Origin of the sequence: Streptomyces sp. Tu 3180 (assembly GCF_009852415.1) — a bacterium.
In the GTDB taxonomy this organism is placed as follows: Bacteria; Actinomycetota; Actinomycetes; order Streptomycetales; family Streptomycetaceae; genus Streptomyces.
Window position 1 is genome coordinate 4,446,779 of sequence record NZ_WOXS01000002.1, and the last position, 19,310, is coordinate 4,466,088.

The 19,310-nt window shown below is 74.9% G+C and carries 17 protein-coding genes; 14 read left to right on the forward strand and 3 right to left on the reverse strand.

Translation table 11 applies throughout. From position 1 onward, the window contains the following. The first annotated feature begins 19 nt into the window (after positions 1 to 19). The 12 genes from GL259_RS20915 (at position 20) to GL259_RS20970 (ending at position 13,247) form a co-directional block, all read left to right on the forward strand. Positions 20 to 1,501: an MFS transporter gene (locus GL259_RS20915; RefSeq protein WP_159534899.1), complete on the forward strand. Its 1,482-nt coding sequence runs from the start codon at positions 20 to 22 to the stop codon at positions 1,499 to 1,501. Positions 1,502 to 1,518: 17 nt separating this feature from the next. Continuing rightward, positions 1,519 to 1,932: a DUF3151 domain-containing protein gene (locus GL259_RS20920; protein WP_159534900.1), complete on the forward strand. Its 414-nt coding sequence runs from the start codon at positions 1,519 to 1,521 to the stop codon at positions 1,930 to 1,932. A gap of 148 nt (positions 1,933 to 2,080) precedes the next feature. Next, complete coding sequence (locus GL259_RS20925; protein WP_159534901.1) at positions 2,081 to 2,911, forward strand: tryptophan 2,3-dioxygenase family protein; 831 nt, start codon at positions 2,081 to 2,083, stop codon at positions 2,909 to 2,911. Beyond that, positions 2,904 to 4,118: a kynureninase gene (gene kynU / locus GL259_RS20930; protein ID WP_159534902.1), complete on the forward strand. Its 1,215-nt coding sequence runs from the start codon at positions 2,904 to 2,906 to the stop codon at positions 4,116 to 4,118. Before GL259_RS20925 ends, kynU begins: the two co-directional genes overlap by 8 nt. A 197-nt stretch (positions 4,119 to 4,315) precedes the next feature. Next, a complete protein-coding gene (locus GL259_RS20935) occupies positions 4,316 to 5,191 on the forward strand; it encodes an alpha/beta fold hydrolase (RefSeq protein ID WP_159534903.1) in 876 nt (291 codons plus the stop codon). 434 nt (positions 5,192 to 5,625) lie between these two features. Continuing rightward, entirely contained in the window at positions 5,626 to 6,558 is a 933-nt protein-coding gene (locus tag GL259_RS20940; RefSeq protein ID WP_243762346.1) for an alpha/beta hydrolase, read from the forward strand. Further along, complete coding sequence (locus GL259_RS20945) at positions 6,555 to 7,751, forward strand: acyltransferase (RefSeq protein WP_159534905.1); 1,197 nt, start codon at positions 6,555 to 6,557, stop codon at positions 7,749 to 7,751. The genes GL259_RS20940 and GL259_RS20945 overlap by 4 nt, the downstream gene beginning before the upstream one ends. Then, entirely contained in the window at positions 7,744 to 9,126 is a 1,383-nt protein-coding gene (locus GL259_RS20950) for a sensor histidine kinase (protein WP_159534906.1), read from the forward strand. The genes GL259_RS20945 and GL259_RS20950 overlap by 8 nt, the downstream gene beginning before the upstream one ends. Beyond that, entirely contained in the window at positions 9,123 to 9,785 is a 663-nt protein-coding gene (locus tag GL259_RS20955; RefSeq protein WP_159534907.1) for a response regulator transcription factor, read from the forward strand. The genes GL259_RS20950 and GL259_RS20955 overlap by 4 nt, the downstream gene beginning before the upstream one ends. 145 nt (positions 9,786 to 9,930) lie before the next feature. Next, a complete protein-coding gene (locus tag GL259_RS20960; protein WP_243762347.1) occupies positions 9,931 to 11,322 on the forward strand; it encodes a histidine kinase in 1,392 nt (463 codons plus the stop codon). Continuing rightward, positions 11,319 to 11,984, forward strand: coding sequence for a response regulator transcription factor (locus GL259_RS20965; RefSeq protein WP_159534909.1), 666 nt, complete (start codon positions 11,319 to 11,321; stop codon positions 11,982 to 11,984). The genes GL259_RS20960 and GL259_RS20965 overlap by 4 nt, the downstream gene beginning before the upstream one ends. Before the next feature lie 39 nt (positions 11,985 to 12,023). Next, positions 12,024 to 13,247 carry a cytochrome P450 gene (locus GL259_RS20970; protein ID WP_159534910.1) on the forward strand — a complete coding sequence of 408 codons (1,224 nt, stop codon included), beginning with the start codon at positions 12,024 to 12,026 and terminating at the stop codon, positions 13,245 to 13,247. Between the two features lie 400 nt (positions 13,248 to 13,647). Here the strand turns inward: GL259_RS20970 and GL259_RS20975 are convergent, their stop codons facing one another. Together GL259_RS20975 and GL259_RS20980 are read right to left on the reverse strand one after the other, a co-directional pair. After that, positions 13,648 to 15,252, reverse strand: a complete 1,605-nt coding sequence (locus GL259_RS20975) for an ABC transporter permease (protein ID WP_159534911.1) — start codon at positions 15,250 to 15,252, stop codon at positions 13,648 to 13,650. After that, positions 15,249 to 16,160 (reverse strand): ABC transporter ATP-binding protein, encoded by a 912-nt coding sequence (locus GL259_RS20980; RefSeq protein WP_159534912.1) that lies wholly within the window; start codon positions 16,158 to 16,160, stop codon positions 15,249 to 15,251. The genes GL259_RS20975 and GL259_RS20980 overlap by 4 nt, the downstream gene beginning before the upstream one ends. Before the next feature lie 104 nt (positions 16,161 to 16,264). Here GL259_RS20980 and GL259_RS20985 point away from each other — a divergent pair, with 104 nt between their 5' ends. Next, positions 16,265 to 16,762, forward strand: a complete 498-nt coding sequence (locus GL259_RS20985) for a MarR family transcriptional regulator (RefSeq protein ID WP_159534913.1) — start codon at positions 16,265 to 16,267, stop codon at positions 16,760 to 16,762. 170 nt (positions 16,763 to 16,932) lie between these two features. Here the strand turns inward: GL259_RS20985 and GL259_RS20990 are convergent, their stop codons facing one another. Then, positions 16,933 to 17,781, reverse strand: a complete 849-nt coding sequence (locus GL259_RS20990; RefSeq protein WP_159534914.1) for a diacylglycerol kinase family protein — start codon at positions 17,779 to 17,781, stop codon at positions 16,933 to 16,935. Between the two features lie 185 nt (positions 17,782 to 17,966). Between GL259_RS20990 and GL259_RS20995 the strand changes: the two genes are divergently transcribed. Continuing rightward, a complete protein-coding gene (locus tag GL259_RS20995; RefSeq protein ID WP_159534915.1) occupies positions 17,967 to 19,250 on the forward strand; it encodes an adenylosuccinate synthase in 1,284 nt (427 codons plus the stop codon). The last annotated feature ends 60 nt before the right edge of the window (positions 19,251 to 19,310 follow it).

Here is a 19,310-nt window from a genome sequence, read left to right on the forward strand (position 1 = left end):
GTTTCCGTATGCTCCCCCCATGCCCGACGTCCGGCTGGCCTCACCGCAGGGCAAGTGGATCCTGCTCACCACGGTGCTCGGCTCCGGCATGGTCCTGCTGGACTCGACGGTCGTCAACGTGGCCCTTCCGCGCATCGGGCGCGATCTCGACGCCGGCCTCGCGGCCCTGCAGTGGACCGTCAACGCGTACATGGTCACGCTGGCCGGGCTGATCCTGCTGGGCGGGGCGCTGGGGGACCGGTTCGGGCGGCGGAGGGTGTTCGTCGTCGGGGTGCTGTGGTTCGCCGCGGCCTCCCTGCTGTGCGGGCTCGCCCCGGACGCCGGCGTGCTGATCGCCGCCCGCGCGCTCCAGGGCGTCGGCGGCGCGCTGCTCACCCCCGGCTCGCTCGCCCTCATCCAGGCCTCCTTCCACCCCGACGACCGGGGCCGCGCGGTGGGCCTGTGGTCCGGCTTCGGCGGCATCGGCGCGGCGGTCGGGCCCTTCCTCGGCGGCTGGCTGGTGGACGGGCCGGGCTGGCGCTGGGTGTTCCTGCTCAACGTGCCCCTCGCCCTGCTGTGCGCCCCGGTCGCCGTGCGGCACGTGCCCGAGTCCGCCGGCGGGGGCGCGCACGGCCGCTTCGACGTCCTCGGCGCCGCGCTCGGCGCGCTCGCCCTCGCCCTGGTGACGTACGCGCTGACCGGGGCCGGGGAGGACGCCCTCGTCGCCGCCGTCACCGGGGCGGCCGGTCTCGCCGCCGCCGTCGCCTTCGTGCATGTCGAGCGCAGCCGCCCGGACCCGATGATGCCGCCGGACGTCTTCGCCTCCCGCCAGTTCACGGCGGTCAACCTGGTCACCCTGTGCGTGTACGCGGCCTTCGGCGGCTTCTTCTTCCTCGCCGCGCTCCAGCTCCAGGTCGTCGTCGGCTGGTCCGCCCTCGCCGCCGGCACGGCCCTGCTGCCCACGACCGCCCTGATGCTGCTGCTCTCCGCCCGGTCGGGCGAACTCGGCGACCGCATCGGCCCGCGCATCCCGCTCACCGCCGGACCGCTGCTGTGCGCCGCCGGGATGCTGCTGATGCTGCGGGTCGGGCCCGGCGCCTCCTACGCCGCCGACGTGCTGCCCGCGCTGCTGGTGCTCGGCCTCGGCATGGTCACCCTGGTGGCCCCGCTGACCGCGACCGTCCTCGCCTCCGTCGACACCGCGCGGGCGGGTCTGGCCAGCGGCGTCAACAACGCCGCCGCCCGTGCCGCCGGCCTGGTGGCGGTGGCCGCGCTGCCGCTGCTCGCCGGGATGGGCCCGGAGGCGTACCGGCTGCCGGACGCCTTCGACGACGCGTTCCGCCGGGCGATGGTCCTGTGCGCCGGGGTGCTGGTGGCGGGCGCGGCCCTCGCCTTCGCGGCCGTGCGCCGCCCGGCACCGGACTGCCGCCGCCCCGAGTGCCGCACGCACGGCAGCGTGGCGGTGCCCCCGCTGGAGCGCGGGAGCGGGGTGCCGCGGCCGCCCGGCGAGGGGCGGCCCTGATGGAGGAGACTGGACCCATGTCCATTCACGAGAACCTCCTCGGGGGCCCGCCCCCGACCCACCTCCCCGACGACCCCGGGCCGCGCGAGCTGCTCGCCTCGGGCGCCTCGCCCGCCGACGCGGCGGCCCGGTACCCGACCTCCTCGCTGGCCTGGGCCCGGCTGGCCGACGAGGCGTTCGAGCGCGGCAGCGTGGTGGAGTCGTACGCGTACGCCCGTACGGGCTACCACCGCGGACTGGACGCGCTGCGCCGCAACGGCTGGAAGGGCCACGGCCCGGTGCCCTGGGAGCACGAGCCCAACCGCGGCTTCCTGCGCGCCCTGCACGCCCTCGCCCGCGCCGCGCAGGCGATCGGCGAGCAGGAGGAGTACGAGCGCTGCACCCAGTTCCTGAAGGACTCCTCGCCGACGGCGGCCCAGGTCCTGGGCTGAGCCGCGAGGGGTGCCGGGGCCCGCCTGTGACCAGGCGGGCCTTGCGGCGGTCGGGACGATTGCGCAGGATGCACCGTGGGGACCGGGGCCCCCGTGCCGGTAACGGCAGGGGCGGACCGCTACCCGGAGTACATATCAGGAGACAGCGATGTCCCACGAGGCTCACGAGCCGGAGACCCCGCATCTCGACTTCGAGGGCACGACCCCTTACGAGGACTACGTCAGGGCCGACGTCCTCACCCACCTCCAGCACACCCTCTCCGACGATCCCGGAGAGATGGTCTTCCTGGTCACCACCCAGGTGATGGAGCTGTGGTTCACCGTCATCGTCCACGAGTGGGAGACCGCGGCGAAGGCGCTGCGGGAGGACGACGTGCCGACCGCGATCGACGCGCTGAAGCGCTCCGTGCGGGAACTGGAGGCGCTGAACGCCTCCTGGAAGCCGCTCGGCCAGCTCACCCCCGCGCAGTTCAACGCCTACCGCGGCGCCCTCGGCGAGGGATCCGGCTTCCAGTCGGCGATGTACCGGCGCCTGGAGTTCCTGCTCGGCGACAAGTCCGCGTCCATGCTGGTCCCGCACCGGGGCACACCGCGGGTGTACGCCGAGCTGGAGAAGGCGCTGCACGAGCCGAGCCTGTACGACGAGGTGCTGCGGTTCCTCGCGCGGCGCGGTCACGCCGTCCCGGAGGACGTCCTGCGGCGCGACGTGTCGCGGCGGTACGAGCCGTCGCCGGAGGTGGAGGCGGTCTGGACGGCCGTCTACTCGGGTGACGGGCGGGACGAGGTCGCCCGTCTGGGCGAGGCGCTGACCGATGTCGCCGAGCTGGTCTGGCGCTGGCGCAACGACCACCTGGTCGCCACCCGCCGCGCGATGGGCGCCAAGGCCGGCACGGGCGGCTCCGCCGGGGTGGCCTGGCTGGAGAAGCGGGCGCAGAAGAGCGTGTTCCCCGAGCTGTGGACGGCGAGGTCCCATGTCTGAGCAGGCGGCGAAGGCGCAGAAGCTGGACCGGGACGACGAACTGGCCGCCAAGCGGGCGGAGTTCGTGCTCGACGACCCCGACGGCGCGGTGTACCTGGACGGCAACTCGCTGGGCGCCCTGCCCGCCGCCGTCCCCGGCCGGGTCGAGGACGTGGTCCGCCGGCAGTGGGGCGAGCTGCGCATCCGGTCCTGGACCGAGGGCGGCTGGTGGACGGCGCCGGAGCGGATCGGCGACCGGATCGCCCGGCTGGCCGGCGCGGCGGCCGGGCAGGTCGTGGTCGGCGACTCGACCAGCGTCAACGTCTTCAAGGCACTGGTGGGGGCGGTGCGGCTGGCCCGGCTGACCGACTCCGGGCGGGACGAGATCGTGGTCGACGCGACCACGTTCCCCACCGACGGCTACATCGCCGCCTCGGCGGCCCGGATGACCGGCTGCACCCTGCGCCCGGTCCCCCCGTCCGAGGTCACGGGCGCGCTCGGCGACCGTACGGCGGCGGTGCTGCTCAACCACGTCGACTACCGCACCGGCCGGCTGCACGACCTGCCGTCGCTCACGGCGGCCGTGCACGCGGCGGGGGCGTACGTCGTCTGGGACCTGTGCCACAGCGTGGGCGCGCTGCCGGTCGGGCTGGACGCGCACGGCGTGGACCTGGCGGTCGGCTGCACCTACAAGTACCTGAACGGCGGCCCCGGTTCACCGGCGTTCCTCTACGTGCGCGCGGACCTCCAGGGCCGCTTCGACTCCCCGCTGCCCGGCTGGAACTCCCACGTCGAGCCCTTCGGCATGCGCCCGGACTACGAGCCGGCGGCGGGCGCGGTGCGCGGGCGGGTCGGCACCCCGGACATCCTCTCCATGCTCGCCCTGGAGGCGGCGCTGGAGGTCTGGGACGGCGTGACGATCGACGCGGTGCGCTCCAAGTCCCTCGCGCTGACGGACTTCTTCCTGGAGTGCGTCGAGGAGTACGTCCCCGAGGGCCGGGTCGAGTGCCTGACCCCCCGCGCGCACGCGGAGCGGGGCAGCCAGGTCGCCCTGCGCTGCCCGGACGCCGGGGACGTGATGGGACGGCTGATCGAGCGCGGGGTGGTCGGCGACTTCCGCCACCCGGATGTGCTCCGCTTCGGCTTCACCCCGCTGTACGTCGGATTCGCGGACGTGGAGCGTGCGGCACGGGTGCTGGCGGAGGTCCTGGCGCGACCCGGGGACTGAGGTCCCGTCGCCGGACCGGTGACGTGCGTCCCGGCCCGCGCCGCGTTCAACGCGGCACGGGCCGGGACGCCGGCGGGGGTGTTCACCGAGCGTGATGTCCCCATGTCCACGCCGATCATCGTCCTGATACCGTCCCGGCCAACGGCCGAATTCTTCTCTGGTCCGCCAAGTACGTTTCATCGCTGAGAGGTTGGAGCATGACGGACGACGTCGCAGCCGCCCGGGCCGCCGCCGAGGAGGAGTCGGCCTTCTCCCACCCGCCGGTCGACCCCGACGCGACCGCGGCCTACGGCGACGACCCGGACCAGCTGATCGACTTCTACGTCCCGCGCGGCACGGGCGGTCCCGGCGGACCCGCGCCCGTGGTCGTCGTCCTGCACGGCGGCTCCTGGCGCGCCCCCTACGACCGGCGCCACATCAGCCCGTTCGCCGCGTTCCTGGCCCGCCGGGGCTTCGCCGTGGCCAGCGTCGAGTACCGGCGCGGCACGGGGGAGGCGGGCGGCGGCCCGGTCGCGGGGCGCTGGCCCGACACCTTCGACGACGTCGCCGCCGCGCTGGACGCCCTGCCCGAGCTGGTCCGGCTCCACCTTCCGCAGGCCGACCCGCGCCGCACGGTGGTCACCGGCCACTCCGCCGGCGGCCACCTGGCGCTGTGGGCCGCCGCCCGGCACCTCCTGCCCGCCGACGCCCCCTGGCGCACGGACCGTCCCGCGCCCCTGCGGGGCGTGGTCGCCCTCGCCCCGATCGCCGACCTCGCGGTCGCCGACAAGCTGGACGTGTGCGGTGGCGCGGCCCGCCAGCTGCTGGGCGGTGACGACGGGTTCGCCGAGCGCCGGCCGTACGCCGACCCCGCCCTGCTGCTGCCCACCGGTATCGCCACCACCCTCGTCCAGGGCCGCACCGACGTCGACGTCCCGCTGCCGGTGGCCGAGGCGTACGCGGACGCGGCGGCGAAGGCCGGCGAGGTGGTGGGGCTGACGCTGCTGGAGGACGTCGGCCACTTCCCGCTGATCGACCCGGCGGCGGACGCCTGCGCGGTGGTGGCGGAGGAGATCGCCCAACTCGCCTGGTGACGCCCCTTTCCGGGCCCCCTGAGTCTCCTCGGGCCTCCTCGCGCCTCCCCGGGGCCGCCCCGGTCAGCCCGTAGTACCTGAGAGCTACCCCGCAGATGAGTCCCCCGGCGGGACGCGGGCTACCCACGACGCTCCGTAACTTCCCTTTCCGGAAAGCCCGGTGACCGGGCGGAGGGGGAGGCGGGACGGCCATGGGACTGCGACTCGGGACGGGGACGGGGACGGGGACGGCGGGGCGCGACGGGGGCGCGGCCGGCGTTCCGGCGTCCACCGGTGAGGCCGGTCCGGCGGAACGGCGTCGGACGACGGGTGGAGGGGACGGGCACCGGACCGCTCCGGTGGCCGGCGCCCCGCCGACGGCGGTGGCGGAACGCCCCGCGGGACGGCGGGCGGGCCCGCGGCGGGCGGACCGGCGGCGGGCGGGCCGACGACCGGTGAGCCGGTGGTGGCGCACCGTGCTCGCCGTGCTCGTCGCCTCGGCCGTGGCCGTGCCCGTGGCCGGGGCGGCCCGGCCGCGCACCCCCGCCCCGGCACCGGCTGTGCTCGCCCCGCCGACCGCGGCCACCCTCGACGCGGTCTACGCGGCGCACCGGGCCAACGCCGGGGAGGCGGCCCGGACGGCCGCCGCCCACGGGGACCGGCGGCGGGCGGCGGCCGACCGCGCGCTGGCCGACCCCTCCCGGCACCTGCTGGCCTTCGACGGCCGCGGCCCCGGCCGGGTCACCGAGGTCCTCGGCGACCTCGCCCGCGCCGACCGCGTCGCCGTCCTGGTCCCCGGCTCCGACACCGGACTCGACACCTACGGCCGGTTCCGCGCCGCCGCCCTCGCGCTGCACGAACGGCTCGGTACGCGTGCCGCGGTCGTGGCCTGGCTCGGCTACGAGACCCCCGGCACCGTCAGCACCGCCGTCGCCACCACCGACCGGGCGGAGGAAGCCGCCCCCGGGCTGCGGGACGCCGTCCGCGACGTGCGCGCCGTCGCGGGGGAGGGGGTCTACGTCTCCCTGCTCTGCCACTCCTACGGCTCCGTCGTGTGCGCCCGGGCCGCCGGCGGTCTCGACGTCGACGACATCGTCCTCCTCGGCAGCCCCGGCACCGGCGCCGGCACCGCCGCCGCCCTGCGCACCCGGGCCCGGATCTGGGCCGCCCGGGGCGCCGACGACTGGGTGGAGCACGTCCCGCACCTCAGCGCCGGCATCCTCGGCACCACCGTCGGCTTCGGCACCGACCCCGTCTCCCCGGCCTTCGGCGCCCGGGTCTTCGCGGCCGGCGACGGCGGCCACAGCGACTACTTCGCCCCCGGCTCCGCCTCCCTGGCCAACCTCACCCGGATCGTCCTCGGCGAGACCCGGGCGGTGACCTCGTGAACCGCCTCGGAGCCGCGGTGCGCGGCGCCGCCGCCCGCGTCGACGCGGCCACCCCGGACCACCGCGACCGCGCCGTGGACGCCCTGCGCGCCGGCGCCGTCCTCGGGGTCGTCCTCGGCCACTGGCTGGTCACCGCCCTCGTCGCGGACGGCCGCACCCTGCGCACGGCCAGCCCGCTCCAGCACATGCCGTGGCTGGCACCCGTGTCCTGGGTGTTCCAGACCCTCGCCGTGTTCTTCCTGGTCGGCGGCCATGTGGCGACCCGCGGGTACGCCTCGTCCCGCGCCCGCGGCATCCCGTACCACCGCTGGCTGCACGGCCGGCTCGCCCGGCTGTTCGGGCCGGTCGTCGCCGTCCTCACCCTGTGGACGGCCGTCACGGCCGCGCTGCTGCTCTCCGGCACCGAGTACGCCACCGTCCGCACGCTGGTGAAGCTGGCCCTGTCGCCGCTGTGGTTCCTGCTGGTCTTCGCCGCCCTCACCGCCGCGACCCCGCTCCTCACCCGGCTCCACCCGCTGTGGCCGCTCGCCGTCGTCCTCCACGTCGACCTGCTCCGCTTCGGTCTCGGCGCCCCCGACCGGCTCGGCTGGCTGAACCTGGCGGCCGGCTGGCTGGTGCCGTACGCCCTGGGCGCGGCCTGGACGCGCGGCGAGCTGGAACGCCGCAGGTCGGGCTGGATCCTCCTGGTCTCCGGTACGGCCGCCACGGCCGCGCTCGTCGCCTGGGCCGGCTACCCGGCGTCGATGGTCGGCGTCCCGGGGGCCGACGTCTCCAACCTCAACCCGCCGACGCTGGCCGCCGTCACCTTCGGCCTCGCCCAGTGCGGGCTCGCGCTGCTGCTGCGGGAGCGGCTGCGGGGCGCGATGCGCCGGCCGGTCGCGTGGGCGGCGGTGGCGCTGGTCAACCTCTCCGCGATGACGGTCTTCCTCTGGCACCAGACGGCCCTCATGGCGACCACCGCCACCGGTCTGCCCGCCGGCCGCCTCCCCGGCCTGCACACCCTCCCCGACGACCTCGGCTGGGTCGCCGCCCGGCTGGCCTGGCTGCCGGTGCTCGCCCTCGCCCTCGCGGTGTGCCGGGCGGCCTTCCGGTCCCGGGAGCGGGGCGGCGGACGGCGCGGACGGCGGTCCCGGGTGGTGCGGGCGCACCGGCCGGCGGACCGGGGGACGACGGAGGGCGTACGGCATGTCTAGGCTGAACCGCGTGGCGGACCAGGGGGAGGGACTCGTCCGGCGGTGGCCGCGGGTGCTGCGGGACGACTTGTTGACGGCCCGCGCGGACCCGCTGCCCCCGTCCGAGTGGCTGCGCTGGGTGCCGCACGGGATCGTGTGCCTGGCCGCGTTCGGCATCCTCCTCGGCGACCTGGACCAGCTCCAGGGGGACGGGAAGCTCGGCCACGGCCACTCCGCGATGGTCGCTGCCGGACAGAGCGGTGCGGTCGTCCTCGCGCTGCGGCGCCCGGTTCTGGCGCTGTGGTCGTCGGTCGCCGCCACGCTGGCGGGCGCCGTCCTGCTGCGCCGCATGCTGACGGCCGGCCAGATCGACGGTTTCCCGTGGCCCTGGACCACCTGGGGGATCGCGGCCCACCTGTTCGTGCTGCTGCTGCTCGCCCTGCGCGTGCCCACCCGCGTCTCCGCCGGGGCGCTGGCCGTGACGGCCCTGCTCACCTATGTCCTCCAGGGCCTGTGGGGCACGTGGAACCACTCGTCCACCGGCCAGACCGCCGTCGTCCTGTTCGCCGCCGTCGTCGTCCTCGGCAGTGCCCTGCGCGGCCGTCGCGAGGCCCGCGCCGAACTCGGCCGGCAGACCACGCTCACCGCCGAGGAGCGGGCCCGGCGCACGCTGCTGGAGGAACGCAGCCGCATCGCGCGGGAGCTGCACGACGTGGTCGCCCACCACATGTCGGTGATCTCCATCCAGGCCCAGGTCGCCCCGCACCTGGTGCGGGACCCGACGGACGAACTCAAGGAGAACCTGGCCGGCATCCGCCAGAACGCCGTCGAGGCGCTGACCGAACTGCGCCGCGTGCTGGACGTCCTGCGCTCCGAGCACCCCGACGCCGTCGCCGACGGGCACGGGGGCGGTTCCGGCACCGCCCCGCACACGCCCCAGCCCACCCTGGACCGGCTCCGGGCACTGGTGGAGAACACCCGGGCCGCCGGACTGACCGTGACCACCGAGATCACCGGCGAACGGCGTCCCCTGCCGCCCGGCGTGGAGCTGTCGGCGTACCGGATCGTGCAGGAGGCGCTGAGCAACGTGCTGCGCCACGCCCCCGGCGCCACCGCCCACGTCACCCTCGCCTACCACCCGCACGAGCTGCGGGTGGAGGTGGCCAACACCCGGCCCGAACGCGAGGCACCTCCCTCCCACGGCGCCGGGCACGGGCTGCTCGGCATGCGGGAACGGGCCGCGATGCTCGGCGGCGGCCTCACCGCCGGCCCCTGGGCCGGCGGCGGCTACCGGGTCTGCGCCCGCCTCCCGGTCGGCTCCCGCACCGGGACCGCCGCCGGTCCCGTCCCCCACCCCGCCCCGCACCACCAGGACGACGAGGACGCCACCGCATGATCCGCGTACTGATCGCCGACGACCAGCAGATGGTCCGGCAGGGCTTCACCGTGCTGCTCGACATGCAGCCCGGCATCGAGGTGGTCGGCCAGGCGGTGGACGGACTCGACGCGGTCGCGCAGGTCGCCGGACTCGCCCCGGACGTCGTCCTGATGGACATCCGCATGCCCGAACTGGACGGCATCGAGGCCACCCGCCGCATCACCGCCGCCACCCCGCACGTCCGGGTGCTGGTGCTGACCACCTTCGACCTCGACGAGTACGTGTACGAGGCGCTGCGCGCCGGGGCCTCCGGCTTCCTGCTGAAGGACGCGTCGGCCGATCAGCTCGCCGAGGCGGTCCGGGTGGTGGCCGCCGGGGACGCGCTGCTCGCGCCCGGGATCACCCGGCGGCTGATCGCCGAGTTCTCCCGGCTGGACCCGTCGCCCCGCACCCCGCTGAAGGAACGCGTGGGCAGTCTCACCGAGCGCGAGACGGAGGTGCTCGCGCTGATCGCGCGGGGCCTGTCCAACGCGGAGATCGCGGCGCGGCTGGTGGTGGCCGAGCAGACCGTGAAGACGCACGTCGGCCGGATCCTGGTGAAGCTGGGCCTGCGCGACCGCACCCAGGCGGCGGTGTTCGCGTACGAGTCGGGACTGGTCCGTCCCTCCGGGTACTGATCCCTCCCCCCGGGGACCGGGATCCGTCCCCCCCCCGGGGACCGGGAGGCGACCCGGCGGGGCCCGCGTAGTACCTGAGACGGACGCCCGGGAACCCGTCTCGGCGGGGACGACCGCGACCACCCGGTCGGCCTACCGTGTGGGCGTGACCGAGACGACTCACCAGTATCCCCCGGCCGCCCCGCGCGGGGACGGGAGCGGGGACGGGGCCCGCAGCCCGGAGTACCGGCTGGCCCGGAACGCCCTGCGCGGGCTGCGCCAGGACCTGTTCCACGACGCCTTCGCCTACCGCCCGCTGCCGCCCCGGCGCACGGACGGCCCGTTCGTCCGCCGGCTGCCCGGCCGGACGCGGTCGGCCGCGGCACACCTCCCGCACGCGGTGGTGGGGGCGGTCGCGCTGCTCGCCCTGATGGCCGGATCGCTGTCGAGCGGCCTGCCCGGCGGGGACGTGCCGGCCCTGCTGATCGGCCTGCTGTGCGCGCTCCCGGTGCTCACCACGCTGGTCCGGCCGGTCGGCGCGTTCTGGCTGTCCCTCGCGGTGACCCCGGTGGTCGCGCTGGTCAAGAGCGGCCAGGGCGACTGGCCGTGGATGCCCGGCGCGTTCGTCTGCCACCTGGCGGTGCTGGTCGTCGTGGCGCTGCGCACCCGGCCCCGCACCGCCGCCTGGATGTGGGTGCTGACCGCCGTGTACGCCTTCCTCTCCGACGTCGCGTTCGGCGGGTCGTACTACTACACCAACAGCGGCCCCATGATGGTGACGTCCGCCCTCGCCCTGCTCGCGGTCTCCCTCTGGCACGTCCGCCACACCGCCCAGCAGGAGGTGACCGCCCAGCAGACGGTCACCGCGCACGAGCGGTCCCGGCGCACCCTGCTGGAGGAGCGCACCACCATCGCCCGCGAGCTGCACGACGTGGTCGCCCACCACATGTCGGTCGTCGCCATCCAGGCCGAGGCCGCCCCCTACCGGGTGGAGAACCCGCCGCCGGAGCTGGAGCGCGCCTTCGCCACCATCCGGGAGAACGCGGTGGCCGCCCTCACCGAGCTGCGCCGGATCCTCGGCGTGGTCCGCGCCGAGGACTACGAGGCCCCGGACGCCCCGCAGCCGACCCTCGCCGACCTGGACGCCCTGCTGGTCAACGTGCGCGGCGCCGGGCTGGAGGTGGAGAAGGTGACGACCGGCGCGGTGCGCGAGCTGCCGCCCGGCGTGGAGCTGTCGGCGTACCGGATCGTGCAGGAGGCGCTGAGCAACAGCCTGCGGCACGCGCCCGGCGCGAGCGCCCGGGTCGAGATCGGGTACGTGCTCGGCGGGCTCGGCCTGCGCGTGGTCAACGGCCCGGCCCCCGAGCCGGGACTCGTGAAACCCTCGCCCGGCGCCGGACACGGCATCACCGGCATGCGCGAGCGGGTCACCATGCTGAACGGCGAGATGACGGCCGGCCCGACCGCCGACGGCGGCTACGAGGTCGCGGTGTTCCTGCCGGTCGCCGCGGTGAGCGACGGGAACGAGGGACACGAGGGAATCGAGGCGGGGGCATGACGATCCGCGTGCTGATCGCGGACGACCAGATGATGGTGCGCGAGGGCTTCTCGGTCCTGCTCAACGCGATGCCGGACATCGAGGTCGTCGGCGAGGCCGTCAACGGCCGGGAGGCGGTCGAGCGGGTCCGCGCGCTCGCCCCCGACGTCGTCCTGATGGACATCCGCATGCCCGAGCTGAACGGCATCGAGGCGACGCGGGAGATCGTCGCCGCCGACGGCGCGGCGAAGGTGCTGGTGCTGACCACCTTCGACCTCGACGAGTACGTGTACCAGGCGCTGCGCGCCGGGGCCTCCGGCTTCCTGCTCAAGGACGCCTCGGCCCGTCAGCTCGCCGACGGGGTGCGGGTCGTCGCGGCCGGTGAGGCGCTGCTCGCCCCGTCGGTGACCAGGCGGCTGATCACCGAGTTCTCCAAGCTGTCCGAGGCGCCGCGCCTGATGCCCTCCGCGCAGGCGGCGTACGGCGACCTCACCGAGCGGGAGACGGAGGTGCTGGTGCTGATCGCGCAGGGCCTGTCGAACGCGGAGATCGCCGGGCGGCTGGTGGTCGCCGAGTCGACGATCAAGACGCACGTGAGCCGCATCCTGGTGAAGCTGGGCCTGCGCGACCGCACCCAGGCGGCGGTGTTCGCGTACGAGGCGCGGCTGGTGACCCCCGGCTGACCCTGGTCAGCGGGCCGGGTGCCGGGCTACCGTCCGTCCATGGCAGCCCGCACCGACCTCGCGTTCGACCCGTGGGACCCGGCGTTCCTCGCCGACCCGTACCCCGCCTACGCCGAGCTGCGGGAACGGGGCCGGGTGCACTTCTTCGAGCCGACGAACCAGTGGCTGGTCCCGCACCACGCCGACGTCTCGGCGCTGCTGCGCGACCGGCGCCTGGGCCGGACGTACCTGCACCGCTTCAGCCACGAGGAGTTCGGCCGGACGGCCCCGCCGCCGGAGCACGACCCGTTCCACACCCTCAACGACCACGGCATGCTCGACCTGGAGCCGCCGGACCACACCCGGATCCGGCGCCTGGTGTCGAAGGCGTTCACCCCGCGCACGGTGGAGCGCCTCGGGCCGTACGTCCGGGGGCTCGCGGAGGACCTGGTGTCCGCGCTGGCCGAGGCGGGCGGCGGCGACCTGCTCAAGGACGTGGCCGAGCCACTGCCGGTCGCGGTGATCGCCGAGATGCTCGGCATCCCGGAGTCCGACCGGGCCCCGCTGCGCCCCTGGTCGGCGGACATCTGCGGGATGTACGAGCTGAACCCGCCGCAGGAGGCGGCGGCGAAGGCGGTCCGGGCGTCGGCCGAGTTCTCGGACTACCTGCGCGAGCTGATCGCCGAGCGCCGCAAGAACCCCGGCGACGACCTGATCTCGGGCCTGATCGCCGCCCACGACGAGGACGACGACCGGCTCACCGAGCAGGAGATGATCTCCACCTGCGTCCTGCTGCTGAACGCGGGCCACGAGGCCACCGTGAACTCCACGGTGAACGGCTGGTGGGCGCTGTTCCGCCACCCCGACCAGCTCGCCGCCCTGCGCGCGGACCACTCCCTGGTCCCCTCCGCCGTGGAGGAGCTGATGCGCTACGACACCCCGCTCCAGCTCTTCGAGCGCTGGGTGCTCGACGAGATCGAGATCGACGGCCGGGTGATCCCGAGGGGCGCGGAGATCGCGATGCTCTTCGGCTCCGCCAACCACGACCCGGCGGTCTTCACCGACCCGTCCCGCCTGGACCTGACCCGCGCCGACAACCCGCACATCTCCTTCAGCGCCGGCATCCACTACTGCATCGGCGCGCCGCTGGCCCGCATCGAACTGGCGGCCTCGATGACGGCCCTGCTGGAGAAGGCCCCGACGCTGCGGCTCGCGGAGGAGCCGAGGAGGAAGCCGAACTTCGTCATCCGGGGGCTGGAGGGGCTGGCCGTGGAGGTGGGGTGACCACCCGTTCGTTGATCACCGGCCGGCTTCCGGCGATGGACGCGCACGGCTCGCCGAGCGGGTGTCCGCCTGCGGAGGGGGCACCACGACGGTTACGGCGGAACGCGCGTCATCCCGGTGGTCGGTGGGCATGTTCGAGCGGATCGCCGAGTTCGCCGAGCGAGAGGACGAGACCGCCGGTGCGGAGAGACCCCAGGCCCACGCCGAAGCCGGGATCCCCGTCCACCTGCTGATCGACCGCGCCCGTCCGCCGGTTCTCGTGCACGGTGACCCGGACCCGAAGGCCGGCCACCGCGGCGTCCGGAAGCGCAGGCCGGGCGGGAAGGCCGTGCTTCCCGACCCCGCCGGCATCGCGTTCGACCCCGGGGAACTCAAGCCGTACATGGACCGAGGCCCCCCGTCACGTCGTCATGTCCCGGCGCCGCAGCCCGGCCAGCCCCGTCGCCACCAGGGCCGCCGCGAGGGCCGTGAGGACCAGCACCGGGGGCCACTCCATCCCCCCGCCCGGCAGCTTCGGCAGGTGCCCGAAGGGCGACAGATCCAGCACCGCCCGCGGTACGTCCAGCGCCGGGCCGACCCAGCCGATCAGCAGCACCGCGCCGGCCACGCCCCACGCGCCCGTCGCCGCCCGGGGCGCCAGTCCGTACAGCAGGACCGCGACGCCGCCGATCACCCACACCGCCGGGACCTGCACCAGACACGCGCCCAGGATCGGGCCCGCCCGCTCGCCGTGACCGAGGGCGAGCCCCGCCCCCGCGAGCAGCATCAGCAGCACCGCCCCGCCGAACGCCACCACCAGGTGCCCGGCCGCCCACCGCAGCCGTCCGACCGCCCCCGCGAGCACCGGCTCGGCCCGCCCCGAGGTCTCCTCGCCGTGCAGCCGCAGCACCGACGCCACGACGTACAGGGCGGCCACCAGGCCGAGGATCCCCACCATCGCCGCGAGGAACGCGTCCGTCAGTCCGGACTGCCCGCCCATCCGCCGGAAGACCTCCCGGGCGCCCTCGTTGTCCCCGACCAGGTCGGCCGCCCCCTGCGCCATCCCGCCGTAGACCAGTCCCGCGAGCAGGAACCCGATGCTCCAGCCGAGCACACCGCCCCGCTGCAACCGCCAGGCCAGCGCCCCCGCACTCCCCGTCCGCCCGGCGGCCGGTCCCGGCCGGCTCGGCAGGAGGCTCATGCCGAGGTCCCGGCGCCCGGCGAGCGCGTACGCCACCGCCCCCTGGACCAGCGCCGCCCCCGCGAACAGCCCCAGCACCCACCACCGTTCACCGGCGAACGGCCGCAGGTTCGTCAGCCAGCCCAGCGGCGACGCCCAGGTCAGCGGCGACGAGCCGCCGTCCGTCGCCGAGTCGCCGGCCGCCCGCAGCACGAACGCCGCCCCGAGCACCGCCGCCGTCAGCCCCCGCGCGAGCCGCGCGCTCTCCGTCAGCTGCGCCACGATCGCCGCCATGGTGGCGAAGACCATGCCGGCGCCCGCGGTGCCCAGTCCGAACGCGAGCGCGCCCGCCGTTCCCTGCCCGGCCAGTCCGGCCGTCACCAGCAGCGCCAGGACCCCGTTCGCGACGGCCGCCGCGAGCAGGGCCGCCGTCAGCGAGGCCCTGCGGCCCACCGCCCCGGAGGCCACCAGTTCCTGGCGCCCGCTCTCCTCCTCGTCCCTGGTGTGCCGTACGACGACGAGCAGGCCGGTCACGGCGGCCAGCGCCCCCGCGTACACCCCGACCCGCCAGGCGGTCAGCGCGCCGAGGGAGTCGCCGAAGACCGGGCCGACCATCGCGCGCAGCGAGGGGTTGGTGGCCATCTGCCCGACCAGGCCGGCGCGTTCGGCCGCGGTGCCGTACAGGCCCTTCAGCGTGCTCGGCATGGACAGCACCATGAGGGCGTTCACCGCGACCCAGACCGGGATCATCACCCGGTCCCGGCGCAGCGCGAAACGCAGCAGGGTTCCCGTGCCCGCGAGTTCGTGTGAGCCCGCGGGCCGTGCGGTGAAGGCCGCGGCGCTCATCGGACGGTCACCCCGCTGTCGGCGGCCCCGTCCCGGTAGTGCCGCAGGAAGAGCTCCTCCAGCGTCGGCGGGGTCGACGTCAGCGACCGCACGCCCGACTCGCTCAGCGAGCGCAGCACCGCGTCCAGCTTGTCGGTGTCGACCTGGAGCCGTACGCGCCGCCCCTGTACGTCGAGGTCGTGCACGCCGGGCAGTCCGGCGAGCCCGTTCGGCGGGCCGGCGAGCTCGGCGCTCACGCTCGTGCGGGTCAGATGGCGCAGCTCGGCGAGCGAACCGCTCTCCACGGTCCGCCCCTTGCGGATGATGCTGACCCGGTCGCACAGCTCCTCCACCTCGCTGAGGATGTGCGAGGACAGCAGCACCGTCCGCCCGCGCTCCCGCTCCTCGGCGACGCAGCGCCGGAAGACCTCCTCCATCAGCGGGTCGAGGCCGGACGTCGGTTCGTCCAGGATCAGCAGGTCCACGTCGGAGGCGAACGCGGCGACCAGGGCGACCTTCTGCCGGTTGCCCTTGGAGTACGTCCGCCCCTTCTTCGCCGGGTCCAGCTCGAACCGCTCGATCAGCTCGGCGCGGCGGTGCGGGTCCAGGCCCCCGCGCAGACGTCCGTACAGGTCGATGACCTCGCCCCCGGAGAGGTTGCGCCACAGGGTCACGTCGCCGGGGACGTAGGCGATGCGCCGGTGGATCTCCACCGCGTCCGTCCACGGGTCCCGGCCGAGCACCCGGGCTGCTCCGGAGTCGGCGCGCAGCAGGCCGAGCAGGACGCGCAGGGTGGTGGACTTCCCGGAACCGTTGGGTCCGAGGAAGCCGTGGACCTCGCCGGACTCGACGCTCAGGTCGAGACCGGCGAGCGCGTGCGTGCGGCCGAACGACTTGTGGAGTCCGGAGACGCTGATGGCCTTGGTCATGTTTTGGAACGTACGCTTCTTTCAGAAATTTGTGAAGTTAAGGAAGCGTATGAATCGGTGGCTAGACTGACGGGAGCTGTCTGAGCAGGGGAGATGATCGGGCGATGGCGGAACCGGCCGGGGCGGTCCGGGACCCGGAGGCGGTCTCGCGGTTCGTGGAGCACTTCGCGGCGCAACTGGTGGAGGCCGGGCTGCCGCGGATGCCCGCGCGCGTCTTCGGCGCCCTGCTCGCGTCCGACACGGGCGTGCTGACCTCCGCCGAGCTGGGCGAACAGCTCAAGGTCTCACCGGCCGCGGTCTCCGGTGCGGTGCGCTACCTGGCGCAGCAGCACATGGTCTCGCGCGAGCGGGAGCCCGGCTCGCGCCGGGAGCGGTACCGGGTGCACGGCGACCAGTGGTACGAGGCCCTCACCAACCGCGAGGCCGTCATCCGGCGCTGGGAGGACGCCCTGCGCGAGGGCGTCACCAACCTGGGCGCGGACACCCCGGCGGGCCGCCGGCTGGCGGAGACGCTGGCCTTCTTCGAGTTCGTCGAGAAGGAGGTCGAGGCGATGATGGAGCGCTGGCGGGCGTACCGGGCGGAGCGGTTCGGGCGGGACTGACGCCGTCGGGCGGCCACGGGGCGCCGCGGGCCGCCGGCCGGCGCGGACCGCCCGGCCCGGTCCGTCCGTCTCGTCCGGCCCGCCCCTCCCGCTCGGTCCCCGGCCTCGCGGGGCGACCGGGCCGCCCGCCCCGGCGTCTCCGGTGTCTTTGGCGTCTCCGGCCTCCCCGCTCACCGGTCCGGCAGCACCAGCCCCAGCGCCGCCTCCTGCACCGTCCACGTCCGCGTCCGCACCGGCCCCGACACCACCGCGTCCGCCCGGTACCGGAAGTGCGCGCCCGACACGGTCACCGCGCGGCCCTCGGCCACCAGGGGGGACGCCTCCGCGCCCACCGACGCCGGCCGCACCTCGACCCGGGCCGCCCCGAAGGCACCGGGGACGACCGACACGGCCCGCACCGGCTGGTGCAGGTCGACGAGCGTCTTCCCGTCGACCTCCACCCGCAGCCGCGCGGGCCCCGACTCGGGAGCGGAGACGGCCCCGGACGGCCGGGGCGGCACCAGGGTCCGCACGAGGGAGCGGCACGTGCGCAGCCAGGGACGCCCCGCCACGGTCTCCCGCACCGGGGCCGTGCCGAGGGGCGGGATCCGCACCGCGCCGAGCACCACGCCGTCGCTGTCGTCCACCAGCAGGTCCATCCGCCGCTCGGCCCCGTCCAGCACGGCCCGCGCCGCGGCCACCGCCCCCATCGGCACCCCCAGCGACCGGGCGAGGTTCAGCGCGCCCCCGACCGGCACGAGCGACAGGACACAATCGGCCAGTTCCCGCCGGCGGTGCAGCAGCGCGACCGCCCGCACCAGGGCGCGGTCGTCCCCGATCACCACCGGCCGCCGCGACCCGCGCCGGGCCAGTGCCCGGGCGAACTCCTCCGGCCCGTCCGGCAGGCACAGCTTCGTCGGCGCACCCGCGCTGAGCACGTCCTTCGCGATGCGCACGGACTCGCCGTCCCTGCGACGGGCGACCGGATCGATGACCACCAGGAGCTGATCGGACGTCGCGGAAGTCGCCACCTCGGCCATGCCTCGCTTCCTCGGGTAGCATCTTTGTGCAAGAGCCCCTTGCGCTATTGCGCCAGGGGCTTCGTCTATTCCGGGGCATCCGGTCCGACGGTTGGCGGCCAACGGTGGTCGCGGTGCACGCGGCGGTGATCCTCCGCGTACGCCCCTGACCTTGGACATGCCCCGCCCGGAAGGGGTGTACGCGCGTGCCCGCACTTGTGCTGCTCGGTGCTCAGTGGGGTGACGAAGGCAAGGGAAAGGCGACGGACCTGCTCGGTGGTTCCGTCGACTATGTGGTGCGCTACCAGGGCGGCAACAACGCCGGCCACACGGTAGTCGTGGGCGACCAGAAGTACGCCCTCCACCTGCTCCCTTCCGGAATCCTGTCCCCCGGCTGCACGCCGGTCATCGGCAACGGCGTCGTCGTCGACCCCTCGGTCCTGCTCTCCGAGCTGAGCGGGCTCAACGAGCGCGGCGTCGACACGTCCAAGCTCCTGATCAGCGGCAACGCGCACATCATCACGCCGTACAACGTGACGGTGGACAAGGTGACCGAGCGCTTCCTCGGCAAGCGCAAGATCGGGACCACGGGCCGGGGCATCGGCCCGACCTACGCCGACAAGATCAACCGCGTCGGCATCCGCGTCCAGGACCTGTACGACGAGTCGATCCTGACCCAGAAGGTCGAGGCGGCCCTCGACGTCAAGAACCAGATCCTGACCAAGCTCTACAACCGGCGCGCGATCGCCGTGGAGCAGGTGGTCGAGGAGCTGCTGGGCTACGCGGACAAGCTCGCCCCGTACGTCGCCGACACCGTGCTGGTCCTGAACCAGGCGCTGGAGCAGGACAAGGTGGTCCTCTTCGAGGGCGGCCAGGGCACGCTGCTGGACATCGACCACGGCACGTACCCCTTCGTGACCTCGTCGAACCCGACCGCGGGCGGCGCCTGCACGGGCGCCGGCGTGGGCCCGACGAAGATCAGCCGCGTCATCGGCATCCTGAAGGCGTACACGACCCGCGTGGGCGCCGGTCCGTTCCCGACGGAGCTCTTCGACGAGGACGGCGAGGCGCTGCGCCGCATCGGCGGCGAGCGCGGCGTCACCACCGGCCGTGACCGCCGCTGCGGCTGGTTCGACGCGGTCATCGCCCGCTACGCGACCCGGGTGAACGGCCTGACCGACTTCTTCCTCACCAAGCTCGACGTGCTCACGGGCTGGGAGCAGATCCCGGTCTGCGTGGCGTACGAGATCGACGGCAAGCGCGTCGAGGAGCTGCCGTACTCGCAGACGGACTTCCACCACGCGAAGCCGGTCTACGAGATGCTGCCGGGCTGGTCCGAGGACATCAGCAAGGCGAAGTCCTTCTCCGACCTGCCGAAGAACGCCCAGGCGTACGTCAAGGCCCTGGAGGAGATGTCCGGCGCCCCGATCTCCGCGATCGGCGTGGGCCCGGGCCGGGACGAGACGATCGAGATCAACTCGTTCCTCTGAGCGAGCCTTCCCGTAGGCCCGTAGGCCCGTAGGCCCGTAGGCCCGGAGAGCGGAAGGGGG